The sequence below is a fragment of the Defluviitalea phaphyphila genome (genome assembly GCF_001466305.1).
In the GTDB taxonomy this organism is placed as follows: Bacteria; Bacillota; Clostridia; order Lachnospirales; family Defluviitaleaceae; genus Defluviitalea_A; species Defluviitalea_A phaphyphila.
In genome coordinates this window covers 1-21,731 of sequence record NZ_JWID01000017.1, presented here as the reverse complement: position 1 = coordinate 21,731, position 21,731 = coordinate 1, and the positions used below count along the sequence as shown (strand labels likewise).

Here is a 21,731-nt window from a genome sequence, read left to right as displayed (position 1 = left end):
AGAGCTCTTTTTGATTTTTAAAAATCAATATAATGTTTAAGGCAATTAATAGATTTTTTACAATAAATAAATAAGTTTGCCTATTATTAATATTACTATAGGAAATTATGATAAAATAATATAGGCAACTTTTATAAAGAATGCATTTATAACTTTATTATAATGAAAGGTGAATTTAGCAAATGGGAAAAAATAAAATAGCAAAACATTTAATTGTTATTTCTTATGATGCATTTTCAGAAGAAGATTGGGATAAGGCAAAAGAGCTTCCTAATTTTTCCAAATTAATAAAAAATGGAGCATATACAAAAAAATTAAGAAGTGTTTATCCTACTCTTACTTATGTAGTACATTCTACTGTGGTTACAGGAGTTTATCCCAATAAACATGGTATTATTCATAACAATCCATTTCAACCTTTTATTAATGAAAGAGATAGGGTATGGTATTGGTTAAGAAAAGATGTTAAAGTTCCTACCATTTATGACCTAGTAAAAGAAAATAATATGAGTACAGCAGGAATATTTTGGCCTGTGACAGGAAAGTCTTCTATAAAATATAATATGCCAGAAGTAGTTGCTGTAAAAAATGAAAATCAAGTTTTAAAGGTATTAAAAAATGGAAATCCTTTCTTTTGTATAAACATGGAAAGAAAGTTTGGACGTTTTAGAAAAGGTATTAAACAGCCTTATTTAGATAATTTTACAACATTATGTGTATCAGATACCATTAAAAGAAAAAAACCTAATCTTTTATTAGCTCATTTTATAGAGTTAGATGATGTAAAACATAAATATGGGACAAAGAGTAAAGAAGTTAAAAAAGCTATAAGAAATATGGATAGAAGATTGGGAGATATAATTAATGCAGTTAAGGAAACAGGGATAAAAGATGATACAATTTTTATAGTATTTGGAGATCATGGACAATTTGATGTAAAGTATAAAGTGCGTTTAAATAATCTTCTAAAAGAAAAAGGTCTTATTTTTGAAGAAAATGGGGAAATGAAATGGCGAGCTTATTTTCAAAGTACAGGAGGTTCAGCTTATTTATATACAAAGCCAGAAGATAAAGAAGCTGAAAAATTAGCCTTTGATATTATAAACAATGCTTTAAAAAATGATTTATATGGGATAGAAAAGATATATACTAGAAAAGAATTAGAACATTTTCCGGTTAATAAAAATATAAGATATATGGTTGAAGCTAAAATAGGGTATAGTTTTGATGATAATTTAGAAATTCCCATTATAGTTGATTTAGAAAAACAAGGAATAAGCTATGCAACCCATGGATATTTTCCAGATAAAACCAATTACAAATGTGGTTTTCTTATTTCAGGAGATAGAATAAAAAAAGATTATGAATTAGGAAATATCGAAATGGTAGATATAGCTCCTACTATGGCAAAAATTTTAGGAATTGATTTTAGAAATTGTGATGGAAGAGCTTTAGATGAAATTTTTGATATTAAATAAATTAGTATAGCCTAATATGGGCTATACTAATTTATTATAGTTTCTTTTAGAGCTCTTGCAAGTTGGTCAGGGCAAGAAGTAGATTTATTTCCACAGGAAATACCCTGTAATCTTTTTATAGCTTCTTCAACGGGCATACCTTCTACAAGATTACTAATTCCCTTAAGATTTCCATCACATCCTCCTGTAAAAACAACATTATAAATATGTCCATCCTTTATATCATAATTTATTTTTCTAGAACATACTCCTTTGGTTTTATATTCAAACATTTCTAGCCACTCCTTTTAGTTTTTATATATTAAGATATAATAATTAACGAATATAATAAATATTTTTTATAAATTTGTCAAGATTGATAAAGTTTAATCGAAATTAATTTGACAAAGATTTTTATGGATATTATAATTACTTAATAATAAGAAATATTAAGTTTTTAAAAACAAATGTTTAATTTATTTTAGAATGGGTATCTAAACGCCATTCTTTTATTTTTTAATATATTCATATTATTAGTTTAAAAATACAACATAATTATTTTAATAACTCGAAAAATTATTTAAAGTAGGGAGTATATAATTATGTCAGAATATAAAGTTATATTTCATATTGATGAAATTAATAAATGGAATTTATTATTGAAAAATGTTAGCAATTTATTAAATTCTTTGGATTCTAAAAATATTTCAGTTGAGGTTTTGGCTAATTCAGAAGCAGTTAAATATTATGATTTTAATTCAAATTTAGATATAGATATTAAAACTATGGAAAATTTGAATAAAAAAGGGGTAAAATTTGTTGCCTGTAATAATTCGTTAAGAGGAAATGGGATAAAAAAAGAAGATATAATAACATTTGTAGATACTGTACCTACTGGAGTATTAGAACTAATAAAAAGACAAAAAGAAGGATATGCATATATAAAACCGTAAAATATATAAATTATTATAAACTTATTTAGATTATTTTAAGTTTTTGGGGTTGTGATATTTATGTGTAATAAGAAGGAAAGGTCTAAAAAGGTAGATATAAATATAAAGTTTTCAGAATTTGAAATGCCTCCTATGCAAGATGTTTTATTAGTAGGTAAAAAAGCACCAATAGGTCCAGAAGCTGCAAGAAGAATGGTAGATATATTATCTCCGGAACAGTATGAAATAATTAAAGTTGAACATAAATATATTGAGGCCATAGTTATAAGAAAGACTATATTAAATATGTTATCAAAGGATAAATTAGTTCAAATACTTCTAGAGGAAGGAGGGAATATTGCTAACGATTCTACCATTATAAAAGCAAAGATAAATATTGAAATTAATGTTAGCAAATCAATAGATTTATGATAAGGAAAGTAGTTGATATATTACAAAAAAATTTTATTAAGGTTGATGTATTATATGGAGGAACAAGAATTAGAGATATTTTTAAAAAAGAAGGAATAGAATGTTTTATTGTTTATGAAGAAAATAGATTAGTTGGAATAATTACAAAAGATGAATTAATAGATGCACATCCTAATAGAATAGCTGCTGATATTATGTCCTATAAATATTTATGTGTTGAGTATAATACATATATGTGGGAAGTAAAGGAATTATTTGATTCAAATTCAAATATTGAGATAATTTTAGTTGAAAAAGAACATGAAGTTATAGGATATATTTCAAGAAGAGCTTTAAATTTAGAATTAGGTAAGTATATGGATGAGCTTACAGGCTTATATAGAAAAGAATATATGTTTTTTAATGCATATAAATATATACAAGAAAAACGATATGTATCTATATTGTTTATAGATTTAAATAATTTTGGTTTTATAGATAAGGAATATGGACATATTATTGGAGATAAGATATTACAAGGAGTTGCGAAGATATTAAAACAAAATATTCCCTCTAACTTTTGTTTATGCAGATATGCAGGGGATGAGTTTGGAATAGTGGCACCTTATCATATAAAAGAAGTTAAACCTTTTGCTAAAAAAATAATAGAAAGTATAAAAATACATAAATTTTTAAATAATATACAGGTTTCAGCTTCTATAGGAGTTACATTTTGCATAATAAAAAATAGAAAAATAAAAAATATGTCACATTTACTAAATAAATTAATAAATAGTGCAAGTTTAGCTTCTACAAAAGCAAAGAAGGTTGATAAATCAATGGTAATTAAAGATATAATTATAGATGAAATTGCATAGAATATTAGATTTGATTTTATAAGTTAAAAAAGCTGTCTACTAAAAAAGTAGGCAGCTTTTTTAATAAAAATTTTATTTAAATATGTATATTTTATTGATTTTACATATCAATTTGTTTAAAATGTTACATTATTTATAATGTTTTATATAATCATTATTTTATTAAAAAGATTATTTGATAATATTTTATCAAATCAATTAAAATTGTACAAGAGAATATAATTCATCTCTTTGATCTTGATTTATCCCAATATATCTAAGAGTTATACTCTGAGAACTGTGATTAAAAGTATCCATTATAAGTCCAATATTATATCTAGATTCCTTATAGGTCCAGTATCCCCAAGTTTTACGTAAGCTGTGTGTACCAAAGTTTTCAATTCCAATAACATTAGCAGCATCCTTTAAAACTCGATATGCTTGTACCCTACCAATATGTGTCCCTTTACGACTGGGAAAAATATAATCTTCATGTGAAAGATTGTTTTTTTTAATATATGTTTTAATAGCTTTTCTAAGAGCGTTATTTAATTTGATTTTCTTTTCTTTTCCTGTTTTTTTTTCTGATATGACTAAATATTCTTTAAAATTTCCATTAACATTAAAAATATCTTTAACTTTTAAAGGTAGAATATCACTAATTCTTAAGCCTGTATTAAGGCCGAATTTGAATAATAAAGCATATTTAGAATCTTTTCCATTTAAATATTGATACATTTGTTTTATTTTTATTTTATTTCTAATAGGTTCTACAGTCATATTCCTGCCTTCTTTCGTTTCGTGATAATGTAATAATTAATAAACATATTATATAGAACAATACATATAAAATCAAGAAAAAAATTCTATTTTATTTTTTTATATTATTAAAAAGTTGATAAAATTGGGATATGACACCATTTAATTATGTAACATTTTAAACAAATTATTACATAAAAAATATTTTGAAAATAAAAGCAATATTTATATAAATATTATATATAACCCATAAGAATATAATTCACAGGGGTGTTAAGTATGTTAGTGAAAGCATATAGTAAAGAAATGGCCATATCTATAGCTCAAAAAAATTATGGTTATAGCCCTGAACATATAAAAATAATTCCTATTAAAAAACCCATAAATATATTTTGGGGTTTAATTAAAAGAAGGGGGAAATATAAAATTGATATTATAACATCTAAAGAAAAATATGATAAGGAAAAAAATGAAGAATTTAAAAATGGATGGATAGAAATAAGAAATAGAGCTATAAAAGTTAGGGATCCTATAGAAAATGGAAGATATCCTTATATAATAGCTGAGGACCCTAATATAGATATATATATTAATGGAACTAAGAAAAAAGGAACATTTATAGTGGAAGAAAAAGATATAATAGAAATTAAACCTAAACATATTAGTCCAGTAACAAAAGTTTCTGTGGAATTATCTGAGGATAAGTTAAAAGCTATATTAAAGATTCATAAAAAAGATGGGAAAAAATTTTATGTAAAAGATGTAAAAAGAGATGTAGGAATAAAAATTTGCTCTGAATATGAAAAAATAGAACCTAGAAATGTAGATTTTGATGAATGTATACAAGCTTTAAAGGATGCTGGAGTAAAGTTAGAATTTATCAATTATAGTGCTATAAATAAATTAATTAATTCGTCTGATAATATTTTTGGTAATAGCAGTGTTATTGTTGCAAGAGGGATACCTCCTATAGATGGGGAAAAAGCACAGATAGAATATTATTTTGACTATTTAGAACAAGATTCATATTATGACGGAAAATATTCAGAAAATTATATCAAAAATACTCAAATAGTACATATTGGGGATGTATTGGCTAATAAAGTTTCATCTTCTAAAAAGGGAAAAGATGGTTTAACTGTGACTGGAGAAGTGATTAAAGCAAAAGAATTCCCTGATGAACCCTTAAAGGCAGGAGAAGGAGTTGTTATACTAGATAATGGTTCAAAAGCTGTTGCTATATCAGATGGTAGACCAGTACTTAAAAATGGAGTAATTAGTGTAGTTCCATTATTAATAATTTCAAAAAATTTAGATAAAGAAATAGGAGATATTGATTTTCATGGTGATGTTATTATAAAAGGAAATGTTATGGATAATATGAAAGTGGTATCTAAAAGAGATGTTAAAGTTTTAGGTTCTGCTTATAATTCTGAAATTATTGCAAGTGGAGATATAGAAATACTAGGGAAAGTTATAGGATGTAAAATTAGAGCAGGAGCTAATGTGATAGAATATATCAGTATTCTGCCTCAATTAAAAAATTTCGAAAAAATTATTAGAAAATTATTAGAGAATATAAAAAACAACAACAAGATAGATATACCAGCTTTACAAGATATTATTAAAATTAATAAAAGTATAATAGAAAAAAGTATTAAAGAAATAGACAAAGTTATGTCTTTAATGGAAAAGGATAAATTTAATAAAATATCTGATTTATTAAAAAGAATTAGAAAATTATTATTTAAAAATACAGGTTTATATGGTAAAGATATTATGGAAATAGTGAGTATTTATAAAGAGGTTGTTGAATACATTAATTCTATACAAACTTTATATAAAAATGATACAAAGATAAGTTTTCAGTATGCACAAAATTCCATGATTCAATCCTGTGGAGATATCATTATAACTGGAGAAGGTAGTTATAGGACAAGTTTATTTGCAAAAGATAAAATTATATATAAAAAATTTTCAAGCAGTGCAAAGGGTGGTATATTAGTAGCAGGGAAAAGAATAAAAGCGGGGGAAGTAGGTTCAAGTACGGGAATTCATACTTATTGTAGAATTTTAGATGAAAAAGGAGAAATTCAAGGGAAATTTTATAGTGGAACTATTATTAACATAAAAGATAAGGTAAAAATTATATAAAAATAGAAAGCATTATTAGAATTTATGTTCTATAATGCTTTTTATTTTTATATGATTTGTATTCTAAATGTTTTTTGAAAATTAGTCGAAATTTATAATAGCAATATAAATTTTTAGATAATTAAGTTTAGAGAAGGCTTCTCTATAAATAGTTAAGGAGAGGGTCTAATGGTTAGTCAAATACAAAATAGGGATATAGTTATAAATAAAAATCAAATAGATTGTAGTAATCCCATAGAAGAAGAGTGGATTGAAGGAGAAATATTAAATGGAGAAATTGTTTCTAAAGGACAAGAAACAATGACCATAGAAATACAAGGGAGTCAATTTTTAGTTAAAGCAAATGAAGATTATGATATAGGAGATGAAATTAAACTTGAAGTTAAAAAAGTTGTTGATAATGAAGTTTATCTTAAGATATATGAAGAAGATAAAAATATTAGGTCTATAAAACAATATGATAATCTTAGGTCGATTCTAAAAAAAGAATCTATTCCTATATCAAAACAAAATTTAGAAATAGCTAAGAGTATGATAGATAGTGGTATAGAAATAGAAAAAGAAATATTTGAAAAAGTAATAGCTACAAAACAAAAAATAGATGAAATTATTAATACTATGACAAAAAAAGAAATTAAAGAACTTCTAGAAAGTCCTTATGATATAGAAAAAATATCTATTGATATAATTTCTCGTTTTCTTTCTAAGGATAATTTATCTAAAGAATTAGTTTCTAAGGAAAAAATAGAAGAAGAATTTAAAAAGTTTACTAATGATAAAACTATGGGAATAAAAGACATAATTAAAGTTTTACTTGAAAATGGATTGCCTGTTACAAGAAAAAATATTAATCATTTATTATCAGTTAAAGAAAAAATAGAAGCAATAAAAAATATAAGTAATGAAGCAATTTTTCAAGCTATTAAAAAAGATTTATCCCTTACTATTAATAATTTATATACTTATATATTTTCCTCTAGTAAAGTAGATACAACAAATTATTACGCAACCGATGAGGAAATAAAAGATATTTTAGAATATCAAAATATTCCTACAAAAAAGGAATATATAGAGGCTGCTAGACTTCTTATAGAAAATAACGAAGAAATAGATGATAAAAAAGTAGAAAGTATCATTTCTCTTAAAGAAGCAATAAAAAATTTAGATGAAGATAGCTTATTGAATAAATCAGTACAACTTTTAAAAGAGAATAAAAATCCAGGGTCAGTAGAAATTTTTAATACACATTCTGATAAAAGTTACTTAACAGAAGAGGAAGTTAATAGTTTAGTTAAGGATATACCTAAAATAGATGACGAAATAATAAAAAGAATATTAAAGAAAAACTTGCCTATAAATTTTAAAAATCTTAGGGAAGAGATAAATAATCAAAGTAATATAGAAACAATAGATATTAAAGAAAATGATACTAATTTTATTACTATTAAAAGGCAGCTAGAAGAAATAAGATTAAAAATGACTTTAGAAGCAGCTAAAAAATTAAATCAAAAAATAGAGATTAATACAGCACCACTTGAAGAAATAGTAGAAAATTTAAGGGAATTAGAAAAAGAATATTATAGAGATTGTTTAAAAAAAGCAGGAGCAGAAACCTCTACAGAAAATATAGAAAAACTTAAAGAAGTGTATGACAAAATAGAAGTAGTTAAGAAATTAGATGAAAATGTACTTCCTAAAGTTATAAGAAAAGAAATTTCCTTTGTTATAGATGATTTGTATAAAGAACAATTAGCAGTTTCAAAATATGAAGAAGCACATACAAAACCTGATTTAAGATTTGGAGATAACATAAAAAAGGTTTATGATCAAATTGCTCCTTTACTTATTGAAAAAGGGATAGAAGCTACAGATGAAAATATTAGATGTGCAAGAATATTAATTCAAAATAATATGGAATTAAATGAAGAAAATCTTATTCATTTAAAATTTTTAGATCAAAAAGTGAATTATGTGGTAAAAAAACTTCATCCTATTATTGCAGCTAATATGATAAAAGAAGGTTTTAGGCCAGATAAACTTCCTATAGATAACGTAATAGAATATATGAATAGATTTGATGAACTTTTAGGTGAAGACCTTACAGGAAAACTAGAAAAACTTATTTTACAAATGGACGAAGAAAAAATATTATCTCAAAATGAAAGAGAAGGTATTATAGGGATTTATCGTATGCTTAATACCATTGAAAAAAGTGAAGGAAAAGTAATTGGATGGTTAATGAAAAATAATATGAAGTTAACTTTAAGTAATTTAATGGAAGGAGCTAAATATTTATCTAGGACATTAGGGAAAAATGAAGATATAAATGTAGCAGTTGATGATAATTTTGGATTTAGTGAGGAAGTAATTTTCCCTGAAAAGAGTATAAAAGCTCAATTAGATAAGGCATTTGTAGATTCTTCTAATGAAAATATGAGAGAAAATTATGCTAAAAGTATATTTAATGATTTTATAAAAAGTCTTTCTATAGATAAACTTCAGGAATTAATGGATAAAGGATTATTATCTGAGGATTTAGAGAATATTTATAAGGAATATGTAAGGGAAGGGTTGCTAGAAAATAATATTGAAGAAAAATATATAAATGAGTTTATAGATAGAATATCAAATCTTAAAAATATAAACAAAGAAACCTTATTGTTTATGGAAAGAAATAAAATACCTATAAATCTTAAAAATTTAGAAAGTATATCTTCTATATTTGATGATCCTTATATATTTGGGGATGATTTAAATAAGTTTAATAATATTACAAAAGAATTTAATAAAGACAATTTAGAAGAAGTTATAAAAGACAATATTAATCAGTTAAAACAGGGTAAAGAGATAGAAGAAGTTTTAGATACCCTTAAGCAAAAAGTTAAAGAAATTAGAAGTCAATTATTAGAATCTTTTTCTAATAAAAAACAAGATGTATGGAAATTAGGAGGGGATATAGAAAACATAATAGATATTCAAAATCAAATGCAAGATGAGATATATCAAATTCCCGTTTTATTAAATGGAAAAATTGCAAATATAAATGTATATTTCATGAAAGAAAAGAAAGGGAAGAATACGGCAAATCCAAATAGCATAAATGCCTTAGTTACTATGAAAACAGAAAATATGGGGAATATTAAGATGAATATTAAAATGAATGATTTTAATGTAGATTTTAAGATAACTGGGGAAAATGAAGAGATAACAGATTATCTAAAAAATTATGAAGATAATATAAAAGCTGTTATTGAAAATATGGGATATAAAGTAAAAATAGGATTATACACTGAAGAATCAAAAGAAAGTAATAATCATCAAATACTAAGTCCCGTAAGAAAAAATTTAGATTCAGATTTTGAAATAGTCGTTTAGGAGAAGGATGATGGATAAGGATAAAAAAAAATCAAATCTTTTTGAAATAATCTTTGAGATGGTTTCTTTAATAGATGAAATAGATAAAAATAAAAAAATAGAAGAAAAAAATTTAAAAAATTTGTTTAATAAGTCGATAAATAATGTAGATAAAATAAATAAAAGGTAGGTGTTTTAATTGAAAATTAATCATAATATACCAGCACTTAGAACATTATATCAATTAAATAGAAATAATACTTTATTAGATAAAACAATGCAGAGATTATCATCAGGCCTTAGAATTAATAGTGCGGCAGACGATGCAGCAGGGCTTGCTATTGCGCAAAAAATGGATACTCAAATAAGAGGATTAAAACAAGCTAATAGAAATGCTATGGACGGAATTTCTCTTATACAAACTGCAGAGGGAGCATTAAATGAAGTACATTCTATGCTTCAAAGAATTAGGGAATTAGCTATTCAATCTTCTAATGGAACTTTAGCGGCAGAGGATAGACAAGCTATTAATAATGAAGTAGAAGAGTTAATAAAAGAAATTCAAAGAATTTCAGATAATATAGAATTTAATGAAATAAAGTTATTAAATGGAGAAATAGATAGAACAGCTTTTTCTAGTAATAATGAAATAGCAGATATTGTTTCTATGAGTGATACTGTAACGCCAGGAAAGTATACATTTACTGTAACAACAGCAGCAAAACAAAATTATCTAGAAGGAGGGGCAGCTTCCTTTGAAACAGACGGAACTATAGGGGTAACTGGTAAAATAAATATTAATGGTGAGCAGGTTGAAATTTTGGAAACAGATACAGGAATGGAAGTTTTTGGAAAAATAAGAGATCTTTGTGATACGGTAGGCATTGAACTTTATACTGGAGGTTCATTTGGGGATGGAAAATCTTTAACTTTTGTCATGAAAGAACCAGGATATGAGGGTAAAGATATCGTAATTGATGGAGATACTGCTTTATTATCCCAATTGGGGTTAACAGCAGGTACATTTAATCAAGGAGTTGACATAGAAATAGGTCCTGTTTTAGCAGATGCTTTTCCTTCAAATACTACATATGAAGCTTCAGGAAATAGAGTTGAATTTCGTTCTACTGATAATTTTAAAATGATCATAACGGGTGGAGTAACGAAATTAAATATTGACCCTTCAACAGGAGGAGTAACTGAAGATACCACAACATTAACAGGAGATATTACTATTAACGTTTTAGAAACAGGGCCACTAGATCTTCAAATAGGGGCTAATGAAGGACAATTTATGCAAGTGCGTATCCAAAATTTATCTCCTTCTGCTTTAGGGTTAGATGATATGAGTTTAAGTACAACTACAGCTGCTCAAGAGGCTATAACTATTGTAGATAATGCTATTGAACAAATTTCTTCTGTTCGTTCTAAATTAGGAGCATATCAAAATCGTCTTGAACATACAGTAGCTAATTTAGAAGTGGCATCTGAAAATATGACAGCTTCTTTATCTAGAATACAAGATGCAGATATGGCTGAAGAAATGGCAGAATATACTCAAAAGAGTATTTTAGTACAAGCAGGAACATCTATGTTAGCACAAGCAAATCAGAGACCACAACAAATATTACAATTACTTCAAGGATAAGGAGATAGTTTATGGAAAATAGAACGGCTCAGATAGTAAATGCAACTCCTGGACAGCTTATAGTAATTACTTATGAACTTATTATAGAAGCTATCAATGAGGCAGAAAAAAAGATACCTGTAACTGATGAAAAGGATTTTAAAAGAAGTATAGAAAAAGCTCAAAATCTTCTTAGGGAATTAATGGAATCTTTAGATTTATCCTATGAAATTTCTTATGACTTAATGTCTCTTTATTTATACATAAATAAATTAATAATTAATTCTTATATAACGAAAAAGAAAGAGCCTTTAGAAGAAGCAAAAAAACTTCTAAATATTCTTTTAGTAGGTTGGAAAGAAGTAGTGTCTAAGGAAGAACAAAAAACACCTGTAATGGAAAATACACAAAAAATATATGCAGGATTAACCTATGGTAAAGGAAATTTAAATGAATCTGTTATAGAAGAAAATAATAGAGGATTTAAAGCATAAAAATATACCCCAAAAATAGGGGTATATTTTTTATGTGATTTTATGGAATAAAAGATAAGCTATATGAATAAACTGACCTTTATTAGACTATACTTATAGTAATTAAAGAAATAAAGGAGAATACATAATGAATTATAATATTGAACCAGCCAAAAGAAGTATTTTTCCATTTAATTTTAAATTAAAGAATTTTAATATTATGACAAAGGAAGATGAAATAAAAAATGAGCTTATAAAAATAAAAAAGGATATAGATTTAGTATACCATAGGTTTGAAAATACTACAGAAAAAGAGCTAATAGATAGCTGTATATATGAGATGAAAGCCCTGCAAGCTAGGTATGAATATTATTTAAAAAAAGCTAAAGAATACAATAGTCCTGAAATAAAAGAATTAAAAGAAAGTTCTTGATAAAATATAATAGGGGGATTTTATGGGAAATGATGATTTTTTAATTTATTTAATATGGATTGGGGTTATTATTTTGATTTTTATGGTATTTCCTAAATCCTTTAAATTTCTTATAAGAAGTATTATACAGGGTTTAGGAGGTGCTATAGGGCTTATGATTTTTAACTTTATATTATCACCTATAGGTTGGTATGTGGGAGTTAATTGGATAACCATTTTTATTATAGCTATATTAGGACTTCCGGGTTTTATACTTTTATATATTGTTAATAATGTATTATATTAGTATTTTAAGTTCATTTTAGAATTTAAAACATTAGAATTAAATTTTATTATCCCTCATATATTTGTACAAATAAATAATGGGGGATTTTTTTTATGAAAAAATCAAGAAATAGAATAATAAAAGTGGCTAGTGTATATACTGGAACGGTTTTAGGAGCAGGATTTGCTTCAGGAAGAGAAATAATACAGTTTTTCACATCTTATGGCTGGGATGGAATATGTGGATTGTTTTTATCAGGTCTTTTATTTGCTCTTTTAGGCTGTGTTGTTTTAGAAATAGTATATATCTATAAAATAAAAGATTATAGAGATTTTATTTATCCTATAATGGGAGATTTTCTAGGTAATGTTATGGAATGGGTAGTTTCTTTATTTATGTTTATTACATTTTGTGCAATGCTTGCAGGGGCAGGAGCTCTTTTAAAACAACAATTTAATATACCAACTACAATAGGAGTATTTATTATGGCAGGATTATGTTTTATAATATTTTTATATGATATTAAAGGTATTATAGCTATTAATTCTATTTTAGCTCCTTTGTTATTAATAGGAGGAATTTTGCTGGGAATATATATTATAGTATTTAAGGATGTGGCTGTTTTTTCTTATTCCATAACATCTGTGTTTAGAAAAATTACAAGAAATTGGGTTGCTTCTTCTATTATATATGTTTCTTATAATATAATTACTGCAGTAGTAATTTTATGTAGCCTATATAATACAATTAATTCAAAAAAAGAAGCAAGGTTGGGAGGAATAATAGGAGGATTAGTTTTAGGAGTGTTAGGAATTTGTATTGGCATGGTAACGTTTATCCATTATGGAAATATAAAAGATATAGAAATTCCTATGTTAGAAATAACTGCTAAATATGGATTTTTGATTGAGTACATCTATTTAATAGTTTTATTTTCTGCCATATTTACTACAGCAGTTGCTAATGGATATGGATTTTTAAATAGAGTTTGTTTTGAATTTAATGTTTCTTATAAATTTATATTACCCATATTTATTTTAATAAGTATTTTAATTGCTAAAATAGGTTTTTCAAAGATGGTTGGAGAGATATATCCTATATTTGGATATGTAGGTATTTTTGAAATATTTGTGATATTATTATATTTTGTAAATATTAAAATTAGAAAAATTTAAAATATATTCAAAAAATATTCATTTATAAGATAAAGACTTATTGAAATCATAAAAAAGTTATAGTACCATATACAAGAGAAAACTTTAGGGGGAAAAACCTTGATAAAAACAAAAAAAAATAAAGAGAAAAAGGCACGAATTTTTGCTCTTCTTATTTTAATCATAGGAGCAAGTATTTTAATTTATTTAGATGTTTCGGGAAGTAACTTGCATTTTTCTTTTATAAATGGGAATGAACCTTCTCTTTATTTAGAAAAACAGTGGGTCGATATAGATTCAGAAAGTAATTATATTTTTTCAGTGTATGAAAATGATTTAATCCAGTGTAGCCCTGATGGAATAAAAAGAATTTCTCAAGAAGGAAAGGAATTATGGAATGCGACCTATTCTATGACAAATCCAAGACTTATAATAAATGAACCTTATATAGCAGTAGGAGAAGAAAAAGGAAAAATTATTTATGTATTAAATGATAAAGGGTTAGTTTATAAAATATTAGAAGATAATGAAATATTGTATTTCTCTATAAATTCTAATGGTTTTTTATCAGTTATTAGTGAAACAAAAGAAGGGCATAAAATAAAAATTTATGATAATAAGGGAAATGATATAGGGATTAGTAGAAGTACATATGTTGAAGATGCAGGATATCCTCTTAGAGCTATTGTATCAAATGATGGGAATTCTTTGCCTATAATTTATTTAAATCCAAATGCTAATGGATTAAAATCTGATTTAATCTTTCTAGATTTAGGAGAAGATGGCATATTAAAAGAAGATTTTATTGATTTTGCCATAGCAAGGGAAGATACTGTTTTTTCTAATATGTATTATTTAAAAAATAATACTTTGGTTGTTTTAGGAGATAATAGAATTTTATGGATTGATGAAAATAAAGAAGTAAAAGAAGAAATTCTTAATAATAGTATAGAAACTATTCCTTGGAATATAGAGAAAAAAAGGAATCTATCGTCTTATTTAGTTTTAGTTCTATCTTCTGAAAAGATGCCAGGAATAGAAGAAAATGAAGGAAATGTAGTTTTTTATGATACAAATGGAGAAAAAAAATATAGTTTTAATTCAGAAGGAGATGTAACTTATTTATATGCTGATGAAAATATGGTTATAGTTGGAGTAAACAGGACATTTTATGGTTTAAATAAAAAAGGCAAACAAATTTTTAAATATACTGCTTTAAAAGATGTAAAAGATATTATTCCATTAAAAAATGGGAAACAAGTTGCTTTAATTTCTAAGGATTCTGTGGATTTAATGGAAATAAAAAGATAATTGGGGGAAGAATATGAATGCAGCAGATATTATTATAATACTTATTTTAATTATAAATGGATTTATTGCATATAAAAGAGGTTTTGTTCTTTCTTTTTTTAAGTTAATATCTTCTATATTATCCATATTTTTAGCATACAGAATATATCCAGTAGTAAGTTCTTTTTTAAGAAATTCCACTCCTTTATTTGAAAACATAAAAAATAAAATAGGTCTTACATTGACTATTGAAAATGCCGATAATATGGGAACTTTATCAGGACAAATAGAAACAATAAATAATTTAAATCTTCCTAAATTTTTAAAGAGTGCTTTAATAGAAAATAATAATACTGAAGTATATAAAATCCTTAATGTAGATAATTTAAAGGATTACATAGCTGGATATATAGCGAATATTTGTATAAATATAATTTCTATGATTCTTGTTCTTATAATAGTTACTATAGGCCTTAAAATAATTATTAATATATTAGATATTTTAGCCAAACTTCCAATAATTAATTCTGTAAATCGTTTATTTGGATTTATTTTTGGGCTTATCATGGGAGTTTTGCATATTTGGGTAATTTTTGTTATACTATTTATGTTTCATAGCAATCCATTTTTTAATCAAGTATTTTTACTCATATCAGAGAGTGTAATAGCAAAGTTTTTATATGAATATAATTTACTTCTTAAGTGGCTTTTAAAATTATTTTTATAGTTTGTATTGACAATAGTAGAGTAAACTGATATACTTACTAAAAATTAATATTGGTCTCATCAAGAGAGGTGGAGGGACTGGCCCAATGAAACCCGGCAACCCGCAATAAGGCGAAGGTGCCAATTCCAGTGCAAAATGCAGAAGATGAGAAGAGTGTATAACCTCTTTCATCAAAGAGGTTTTTTTTATTTTTACTGAAAGGAGGGACAATATGATAGAAGTAAAAGGGCTTTATAAAGAATTTAGAGACAAAGGGAATATAGTTAAAGCTTTAAAAAATATTAATATAACTATAGAAAAAGGAGATATTTTTGGCATTATTGGACTTAGTGGTGCTGGTAAATCAACCCTTGTTAGATGTATTAATCGTTTAGAAGAACCTACAAAAGGTAAAGTTTTAATTAAAGGACAAGATGTAATGGATTTAAATGCTTCACAGTTAAGAGAGTTAAGAAAAAAAATAGGTATGATATTCCAGCATTTTAATCTGCTAAATTCAAGAAGTGTAGCAGAAAATATTTCTTATCCTTTAGAAATATCTAAAGTACCTAAGGAAGAAAGGGAAAAAAGAATAGATGAACTCCTTAAATTAGTGGAGTTAGAAGATAAAAAAAATAGTTACCCCTCACAGCTTAGTGGAGGACAAAAGCAAAGAGTAGGAATTGCTAGGGCTTTAGCTAATCATCCTGATGTTTTATTATGTGATGAAGCAACTTCAGCACTAGATCCTAAAACAACCCAATCAATACTAAAATTATTAAAAAAAATTAATGAAAAATTAGGGTTAACTATAGTTATCATTACCCATGAAATGGAAGTGATTAAGCAGATATGCAATAAAGTTGCTGTTATGGAAAATGGGGAAATAGTAGAAAGTGGAATGGTTTCTAAGGTTTTTGCTCATCCCAAGAATGAAATTACTAAGAATTTTGTAAAAAATATTGGACATGATATACCAGAAGAATTATTTAAAGAACTAGGTTTTAAAAAATTAGTTCGTCTTAATTTTGAAGGGAGTGGGGCATCTAATCCTATACTATCAAAAATGATAAAAAAATATGATATAGATGCCAATATTCTTTTTGGAGGAATTGACCATTTACAAAATAATCTAGTGGGGAATTTAATTGTGGAATTAAAGGGAAAAGAGGAAGAAATAGAAAAAGCAATATGTTTTCTTAAAGAAAATGAAGTGGAATGTGAGGTGATATCCCTATGATATTTGAAAATCCCATAGGAGCTTTATTATTATTTTTAAGAGAAACAGGGAACACCTTTTATATGGTATTTGTATCTACTCTTATAGCTATCATTATTGGAATGCCCATAGGAATTATATTAGTTATTACTGAAAAGGGTGGAATTAAAGAAAATCTAAAGTTAAATAAAGTATTAGGAACTATTGTAAATATAGGCAGGTCTTTTCCCTTTGCTATTTTAATAATAGCTCTTATGCCTTTTACTAGATTAATAATTGGGACTAGTATAGGAACTACTGCGACTATAGTTCCTCTATCCATTGCAGCAGCTCCTTTTGTTGCAAGAGTAATAGAAAGTTCTATAAAGGAGGTAGATAAAGGAATAATAGAAGCAGCTATTGCTATGGGGTCTACTCCGTGGGAAATTATTATAAAAGTTCTTATTCCAGAAGCTATGAGTTCTATTATACTTGGAATTACTTTAACTATCATAAATTTAATAGGATATAGTGCTATGGCTGGATTAGTAGGAGGAGGCGGACTAGGGAATATAGCAATTCAATATGGATATTATAGATATGATTTTTCTCTTATGATAGTAACTATAATTTTATTAATTATATTAGTTCAACTTATTCAATGGATTGGAAATAGCATTGCAAAAAAAATGAATAAAAAATAAGAAAGGAAGATGTAAATGAATAAAAAAATTATAGCAATTTTAACATTAGCAATATTAACTATTGGAATACTTGGAGGATGTTCTAAGGAAAGTAATGAGGCAGAAGAAAATACAGTACTAAAAGTATCAGCAACTTCAGTTCCTCATGCACAAATGTTAGAATATATTAAAGATGATTTAAAAGAGCAAGGGATAGAATTAGATATAATGGTAATAGATGAATATAACACTCATAATAGAGCACTTCAAGAAAAGGAAGTAGATGCCAATTTCTTTCAACATATACCATTTTTAGAAAAACAAATTGCAGAATTTGGATATGATTTAGAAGTTTTAGCAAAGGTTCACATAGAACCTTTAGGAGTATATTCAGAAAAAGTAACTTCTTTAGATGAGTTAGAAGAAGGGGCAGTTATAGCTATTCCAAATGATACAAGTAATGAAGCAAGAGCCTTAGCCCTTCTCCACAATAATGGACTTATAGAACTAAATGATGTAAATGACCAAACAGCTACTATATTAGATATAAAAAATAATCCTAAAGGATTAGTATTTCAAGAAATGGAAGCCGCAGCTCTTCCTATGATTTTACAAGATGTAGATGCAGCAGTGATTAATACAAACTTTGCAATTAAAGCAGAATTATCTCCTACAGAGGACGCTCTTGCTATAGAGGATGCTAACTCACCTTATGTAAATGTTTTAGTTATAAGAAAAGGAGAAGCAGATAGGGAAGATTTAAAAGCTTTAGCAGAAGCTCTTACTTCTGATAAAATGAAAAAGTATATTGAAGATAATTATAACGGAGAAATAGTTCCTGTATTTTAAAATTGGACGGCCATTGGCCGTCCAATTATTTGCGTAAATCTTCAATTTTGTTTTTAACATACAGAGCTAATCTTTTTTTATCTTCATCTTTAAGCTTATCTATAATTATAGGGTCACCTATATTAACATTTATATCTACTGCTTTAATCCAAGGGAATTGAGTTTCTAATATATAATGAGCATTATGAATATAAATAGGGATAATAGGGACATTAGATTTTGTAGCAAGTTTTAAACTTCCTTTTTTAAATTCTCCTAAATTTTCCTCTATTATTCTAGTTCCTTCTGGGAATATTAATAAAGAATGTCCTTCTTTTAATTGTTGAATTCCTTTATTAATTGCTTTTAGAGATTGTCTTATATCTGATCTATCCATAAAAATACATCCAATTTTTTTCATCCAAAAAGACACTACAGGAACTTTTTTTAATTGTATTTTCCCAACAAATGACATAGGAATATCTACTGCATTTACTAAAATGGGAATATCAAAAAAACTTTTATGATTTGCTATAAATAAAATAGGAGTGTCTTTTGGAATTTTTTTTTGCCCTTTTACAGTTAATTTGGTACCAGAACATTTAAGAAGTCCTTTGCATATTCTTTGCAGCCATTTATAAGAATATGCTATTTGTTCTTTTTTAGATTTAGATCTTTTAAAAATAAAATAATAAATTCTAAATAAAATAGAAAATATACTAATAATTATTATATATAAAATACAAAGAATTGTTCTCATAATGTCCTCCTATATAGATTTTATTTTTAAATATTATATCATTTATTTTTTTACATTACCAAAAAACATATAACATTTTTTAAAAAAATAAAGAAATAATAATAATGAAATCTATTAAAAAGGAGGGAATATAATGAGAAAACAAGGGAAATTATTAATTTCTATTTTAGCTATTATGCTTTTGTTTGTAGGTTGTAGTACCAATAATGATACTTCTCAAAATAATGGATATGATGATGGGTTGTTTGATAATGGAGATAATGTTACAGGGAATATTAATGATGCAGGGGATATCTTAGATAATAATATGAATAATGATTATTTTGAAAATGATGAAGACTTAATACCAGGAGATGAAAATGTATACGATGGAGATTTAAAAGAAAGAGAAGATAATATAAGAAAAGGAATAACAACTGATTTAACAGGAACAACAAAAAATAGCACAACAAATACTACTATCCCAAATAATCTAAAAGAAAATTCATTAAATAACAAGATTATAAATAAAAATAATAAATAAGAATAATCCCATCTAAAATGGGATTATTCTTCTATAGTATTTTTTCCTCTAATTTCATTTATCATTTTTTGCTTTAATTCATATAAATTTTTAGATAAATCTACAGGAAGTATATGAGGATTAATTAATCTTCTACATTCATCCCATAGAGTAGACAATTCTTTTTGACAATATTCTCTAATATCCATAACAGAAGGAGATTTGTATACACATTTTCCTTTAATAAAAACAGGAACAAGTAATTCTCTTATGGTAAAAGTTCCAGGTTTTAAATTCATTTGTTTCCAAGTATTAACGGGGTCAAATATTTTTAATGGTTTGTTTTCATCGAAATATTCATTTTCTAAAGCAATAATATCAGCTTTTATTTTACCTGTATCTTTTTCATAGATACGGACTATTTTTTTAACACCGGGATTTGTTACTTTATCAGGATTTTCAGATAGTTTTATTTTGGGTATTAATTGACCGTTTTCGTCAGTTTCAGCAGCTAATTTATAAACTCCACCAAAGGCAGGACAATCTTTAGAAGTAATAAGTCTTGTCCCTACTCCCCATAGGTTTATTTTAGCTTCTTGAAGTTTAAGGTCTCTTATAAGATATTCATCAAGGTCGCTAGAAGCACTAATTATAGCTTCTGGGAAGCCTGCCTCATCTAACATTTTTCTAGCTTTCTTTGAAAAGTAAGCTAAATCTCCACTATCAAGACGAATTCCCATAACTTTAGGTTTTATATTTTTTTCTTTTAATTCTCTAAATACTTTTATGGCATTAGGAACTCCTGATTTTAAAGTATCATAAGTATCCACAAGTAGTATGCAAGTATCAGGGAATATTTTTGCATATTCTCTAAATGCAGTTAATTCATCAGGAAAACTCATAACCCAGCTATGGGCATGGGTTCCGGAAACAGGTATATTAAATAATTTCCCAGCTAAAACATTAGAAGTCCCAGTACATCCTCCAATAACTGCAGCTCTAGCTCCATAAATACCTGCATCTGGTCCTTGAGCTCGTCTTAGTCCAAATTCTAATACAGAATCTCCTTTTGCTGCCCAACATACTCTAGCGGCTTTAGTGGCAATTAAACTTTGATGATTTATAATATTAAGTAGAGCTGTTTCTATAAATTGAGCTTCAAAGATAGGAGCTTTAACTCTTATAAGAGGCTCTTTTGGGAATACAACAGTTCCTTCAGGAACAGCATATATATCTCCTGTAAATTTAAAGTTTTTCAAATCTTCGATAAAGTCGTCATCAAAAATATTAAGGCTTTTTAAATAATCCAAATCTTCTTCAGAGAAACTTAAATTTTTTATATAATCTATGGCTTGTTCAAGACCTGCCGCTATTGCAAATCCTGAATCGGAGGGATTTTTGCGATAAAATAAGTCAAATACTACTTCTTTATTTTTTACATTAGCTTTTTTATACCCTTGCATCATGGTCATTTGATATAAATCTGTAAGCAAGGTTAAATTTAAATCGGGCATTTTATACTTCCTTTCATTTACAATAATTTTTTTAATATTTTTATTTATATTTTACCATTATACCACAAAAAACAAAAATAAATAAAAAGATAAACTTATATTCGTTTATTTTTTAATAAAAGTTCTAATAACTTTTTGCTTTTTTTAATAGCATAACTTTCACATTGAGATGAAAGTAAAAGAATAACATAAAAAGAAAATAAAGAAACAAATATAATAATTAATGCTTCCATATTTGCTCTCCTTTATATTTTGTATCTATAATTATGTTTTTTTATTTAATAAAAAATCTAAATTGCAATATTAAATGCAACACTTATGTTTAGTAGAAATCATGCTTGATTTTAGGTGTTAAAGTATAAAATTAGCCTTAA

The 21,731-nt window shown here is 26.0% G+C and carries 23 protein-coding genes and 1 riboswitch; of the genes, 18 read left to right on the top strand and 5 right to left on the bottom strand.

What is annotated here, in order from left to right:
• Positions 1–182 precede the first annotated feature (182 nt).
• Entirely contained in the window at positions 183–1,478 is a 1,296-nt protein-coding gene (locus OM90_RS09705) for an alkaline phosphatase family protein (RefSeq protein ID WP_058486690.1), read from the top strand.
• A gap of 26 nt (positions 1,479–1,504) precedes the next feature.
• On the opposite strand, the gene OM90_RS09700 is transcribed toward OM90_RS09705, so the two are convergent.
• On the bottom strand, positions 1,505–1,750 hold the full coding sequence (locus OM90_RS09700) for a TIGR03905 family TSCPD domain-containing protein (RefSeq protein ID WP_058486689.1): 246 nt from the start codon (positions 1,748–1,750) through the stop codon (positions 1,505–1,507).
• A 309-nt stretch (positions 1,751–2,059) separates the two neighbouring features.
• Here OM90_RS09700 and OM90_RS09695 point away from each other — a divergent pair, with 309 nt between their 5' ends.
• Genes OM90_RS09695 through OM90_RS09685 form a run of 3 tightly spaced genes read left to right on the top strand, consistent with a single transcriptional unit; the run spans position 2,060 to position 3,678 of the window.
• A complete protein-coding gene (locus OM90_RS09695; RefSeq protein ID WP_058486688.1) occupies positions 2,060–2,410 on the top strand; it encodes a DsrE family protein in 351 nt (116 codons plus the stop codon).
• Between the two features lie 60 nt (positions 2,411–2,470).
• Positions 2,471–2,821, top strand: a complete 351-nt coding sequence (locus OM90_RS09690) for a hypothetical protein (RefSeq protein WP_058486687.1) — start codon at positions 2,471–2,473, stop codon at positions 2,819–2,821.
• Positions 2,818–3,678 carry a GGDEF domain-containing protein gene (locus tag OM90_RS09685; protein ID WP_058486686.1) on the top strand — a complete coding sequence of 287 codons (861 nt, stop codon included), beginning with the start codon at positions 2,818–2,820 and terminating at the stop codon, positions 3,676–3,678. Before OM90_RS09690 ends, OM90_RS09685 begins: the two co-directional genes overlap by 4 nt.
• A 198-nt stretch (positions 3,679–3,876) precedes the next feature.
• Here OM90_RS09685 and OM90_RS09680 read toward each other — a convergent pair whose 3' ends face one another.
• Positions 3,877–4,437 (bottom strand): tyrosine-type recombinase/integrase, encoded by a 561-nt coding sequence (locus OM90_RS09680; RefSeq protein ID WP_058486685.1) that lies wholly within the window; start codon positions 4,435–4,437, stop codon positions 3,877–3,879.
• Between the two features lie 258 nt (positions 4,438–4,695).
• On the opposite strand from OM90_RS09680, the gene OM90_RS09675 reads away from it, so the two are divergent.
• From OM90_RS09675 to OM90_RS09620, 13 genes are all read left to right on the top strand, one after another.
• Positions 4,696–6,570, top strand: coding sequence for a FapA family protein (locus OM90_RS09675; protein ID WP_058486684.1), 1,875 nt, complete (start codon positions 4,696–4,698; stop codon positions 6,568–6,570).
• A 168-nt stretch (positions 6,571–6,738) separates the two neighbouring features.
• The gene (locus OM90_RS09670) at positions 6,739–9,945 is read left to right on the top strand and encodes a DUF6240 domain-containing protein (RefSeq protein WP_058486683.1); all 3,207 of its coding nucleotides are present in this window, start codon (positions 6,739–6,741) and stop codon (positions 9,943–9,945) included.
• Between the two features lie 10 nt (positions 9,946–9,955).
• Positions 9,956–10,114 (top strand): hypothetical protein, encoded by a 159-nt coding sequence (locus tag OM90_RS12810; protein ID WP_160323658.1) that lies wholly within the window; start codon positions 9,956–9,958, stop codon positions 10,112–10,114.
• 9 nt (positions 10,115–10,123) lie between these two features.
• Positions 10,124–11,572, top strand: coding sequence for a flagellin N-terminal helical domain-containing protein (locus tag OM90_RS09665; protein ID WP_058486682.1), 1,449 nt, complete (start codon positions 10,124–10,126; stop codon positions 11,570–11,572).
• An 11-nt stretch (positions 11,573–11,583) separates the two neighbouring features.
• Complete coding sequence (locus tag OM90_RS09660) at positions 11,584–12,045, top strand: flagellar export chaperone FliS (protein WP_058486681.1); 462 nt, start codon at positions 11,584–11,586, stop codon at positions 12,043–12,045.
• 127 nt (positions 12,046–12,172) lie between these two features.
• Complete coding sequence (locus OM90_RS09655; protein WP_058486680.1) at positions 12,173–12,457, top strand: DUF2508 family protein; 285 nt, start codon at positions 12,173–12,175, stop codon at positions 12,455–12,457.
• 22 nt (positions 12,458–12,479) lie between these two features.
• The gene (locus tag OM90_RS09650; RefSeq protein ID WP_058486679.1) at positions 12,480–12,743 is read left to right on the top strand and encodes a pro-sigmaK processing inhibitor BofA family protein; all 264 of its coding nucleotides are present in this window, start codon (positions 12,480–12,482) and stop codon (positions 12,741–12,743) included.
• 92 nt (positions 12,744–12,835) lie between these two features.
• Positions 12,836–13,897 (top strand): YkvI family membrane protein, encoded by a 1,062-nt coding sequence (locus OM90_RS09645; RefSeq protein ID WP_058486678.1) that lies wholly within the window; start codon positions 12,836–12,838, stop codon positions 13,895–13,897.
• 99 nt (positions 13,898–13,996) lie between these two features.
• Complete coding sequence (locus OM90_RS09640; RefSeq protein WP_058486677.1) at positions 13,997–15,187, top strand: DUF5711 family protein; 1,191 nt, start codon at positions 13,997–13,999, stop codon at positions 15,185–15,187.
• 13 nt (positions 15,188–15,200) lie between these two features.
• The gene (locus tag OM90_RS09635) at positions 15,201–15,893 is read left to right on the top strand and encodes a CvpA family protein (RefSeq protein ID WP_058486676.1); all 693 of its coding nucleotides are present in this window, start codon (positions 15,201–15,203) and stop codon (positions 15,891–15,893) included.
• Between the two features lie 53 nt (positions 15,894–15,946).
• Positions 15,947–16,044, top strand: a riboswitch (SAM riboswitch).
• 60 nt (positions 16,045–16,104) lie between these two features.
• Positions 16,105–17,112, top strand: coding sequence for a methionine ABC transporter ATP-binding protein (locus tag OM90_RS09630; RefSeq protein ID WP_058486675.1), 1,008 nt, complete (start codon positions 16,105–16,107; stop codon positions 17,110–17,112).
• Positions 17,109–17,774 carry a methionine ABC transporter permease gene (locus tag OM90_RS09625; protein ID WP_058486674.1) on the top strand — a complete coding sequence of 222 codons (666 nt, stop codon included), beginning with the start codon at positions 17,109–17,111 and terminating at the stop codon, positions 17,772–17,774. Before OM90_RS09630 ends, OM90_RS09625 begins: the two co-directional genes overlap by 4 nt.
• A gap of 15 nt (positions 17,775–17,789) precedes the next feature.
• The gene (locus OM90_RS09620; RefSeq protein WP_058486673.1) at positions 17,790–18,602 is read left to right on the top strand and encodes a MetQ/NlpA family ABC transporter substrate-binding protein; all 813 of its coding nucleotides are present in this window, start codon (positions 17,790–17,792) and stop codon (positions 18,600–18,602) included.
• 25 nt (positions 18,603–18,627) lie between these two features.
• Here OM90_RS09620 and OM90_RS09615 read toward each other — a convergent pair whose 3' ends face one another.
• Positions 18,628–19,341 (bottom strand): lysophospholipid acyltransferase family protein, encoded by a 714-nt coding sequence (locus tag OM90_RS09615; RefSeq protein WP_058486672.1) that lies wholly within the window; start codon positions 19,339–19,341, stop codon positions 18,628–18,630.
• Positions 19,342–19,474: 133 nt separating this feature from the next.
• Here OM90_RS09615 and OM90_RS09610 point away from each other — a divergent pair, with 133 nt between their 5' ends.
• Complete coding sequence (locus tag OM90_RS09610; RefSeq protein ID WP_058486671.1) at positions 19,475–19,864, top strand: hypothetical protein; 390 nt, start codon at positions 19,475–19,477, stop codon at positions 19,862–19,864.
• 23 nt (positions 19,865–19,887) lie between these two features.
• Here OM90_RS09610 and OM90_RS09605 read toward each other — a convergent pair whose 3' ends face one another.
• Positions 19,888–21,357, bottom strand: a complete 1,470-nt coding sequence (locus tag OM90_RS09605; protein WP_058486670.1) for a nicotinate phosphoribosyltransferase — start codon at positions 21,355–21,357, stop codon at positions 19,888–19,890.
• A 95-nt stretch (positions 21,358–21,452) separates the two neighbouring features.
• Positions 21,453–21,590, bottom strand: a complete 138-nt coding sequence (locus OM90_RS12805) for a hypothetical protein (RefSeq protein ID WP_160323657.1) — start codon at positions 21,588–21,590, stop codon at positions 21,453–21,455.
• Between the last annotated feature and the right edge of the window lie 141 nt (positions 21,591–21,731).

What these genes read in the sequence shown, in the direction of transcription:
- OM90_RS09705 (WP_058486690.1), top strand. Translation starts at nt 183, where the DNA reads ATGGGAAAAAATAAAATAGCAAAACATTTAATTGTTATTTCTTATGAT.
- OM90_RS09700 (WP_058486689.1), bottom strand. Translation starts at nt 1,750, where the DNA reads ATGTTTGAATATAAAACCAAAGGAGTATGTTCTAGAAAAATAAATTAT.
- OM90_RS09695 (WP_058486688.1), top strand. Translation starts at nt 2,060, where the DNA reads ATGTCAGAATATAAAGTTATATTTCATATTGATGAAATTAATAAATGG.
- OM90_RS09690 (WP_058486687.1), top strand. Translation starts at nt 2,471, where the DNA reads ATGTGTAATAAGAAGGAAAGGTCTAAAAAGGTAGATATAAATATAAAG.
- OM90_RS09685 (WP_058486686.1), top strand. Translation starts at nt 2,818, where the DNA reads ATGATAAGGAAAGTAGTTGATATATTACAAAAAAATTTTATTAAGGTT.
- OM90_RS09680 (WP_058486685.1), bottom strand. Translation starts at nt 4,437, where the DNA reads ATGACTGTAGAACCTATTAGAAATAAAATAAAAATAAAACAAATGTAT.
- OM90_RS09675 (WP_058486684.1), top strand. Translation starts at nt 4,696, where the DNA reads ATGTTAGTGAAAGCATATAGTAAAGAAATGGCCATATCTATAGCTCAA.
- OM90_RS09670 (WP_058486683.1), top strand. Translation starts at nt 6,739, where the DNA reads ATGGTTAGTCAAATACAAAATAGGGATATAGTTATAAATAAAAATCAA.
- OM90_RS12810 (WP_160323658.1), top strand. Translation starts at nt 9,956, where the DNA reads ATGGATAAGGATAAAAAAAAATCAAATCTTTTTGAAATAATCTTTGAG.
- OM90_RS09660 (WP_058486681.1), top strand. Translation starts at nt 11,584, where the DNA reads ATGGAAAATAGAACGGCTCAGATAGTAAATGCAACTCCTGGACAGCTT.
- OM90_RS09655 (WP_058486680.1), top strand. Translation starts at nt 12,173, where the DNA reads ATGAATTATAATATTGAACCAGCCAAAAGAAGTATTTTTCCATTTAAT.
- OM90_RS09650 (WP_058486679.1), top strand. Translation starts at nt 12,480, where the DNA reads ATGGGAAATGATGATTTTTTAATTTATTTAATATGGATTGGGGTTATT.
- OM90_RS09645 (WP_058486678.1), top strand. Translation starts at nt 12,836, where the DNA reads ATGAAAAAATCAAGAAATAGAATAATAAAAGTGGCTAGTGTATATACT.
- OM90_RS09635 (WP_058486676.1), top strand. Translation starts at nt 15,201, where the DNA reads ATGAATGCAGCAGATATTATTATAATACTTATTTTAATTATAAATGGA.
- OM90_RS09630 (WP_058486675.1), top strand. Translation starts at nt 16,105, where the DNA reads ATGATAGAAGTAAAAGGGCTTTATAAAGAATTTAGAGACAAAGGGAAT.
- OM90_RS09625 (WP_058486674.1), top strand. Translation starts at nt 17,109, where the DNA reads ATGATATTTGAAAATCCCATAGGAGCTTTATTATTATTTTTAAGAGAA.
- OM90_RS09620 (WP_058486673.1), top strand. Translation starts at nt 17,790, where the DNA reads ATGAATAAAAAAATTATAGCAATTTTAACATTAGCAATATTAACTATT.
- OM90_RS09615 (WP_058486672.1), bottom strand. Translation starts at nt 19,341, where the DNA reads ATGAGAACAATTCTTTGTATTTTATATATAATAATTATTAGTATATTT.
- OM90_RS09610 (WP_058486671.1), top strand. Translation starts at nt 19,475, where the DNA reads ATGAGAAAACAAGGGAAATTATTAATTTCTATTTTAGCTATTATGCTT.
- OM90_RS09605 (WP_058486670.1), bottom strand. Translation starts at nt 21,357, where the DNA reads ATGCCCGATTTAAATTTAACCTTGCTTACAGATTTATATCAAATGACC.
- OM90_RS12805 (WP_160323657.1), bottom strand. Translation starts at nt 21,590, where the DNA reads ATGGAAGCATTAATTATTATATTTGTTTCTTTATTTTCTTTTTATGTT.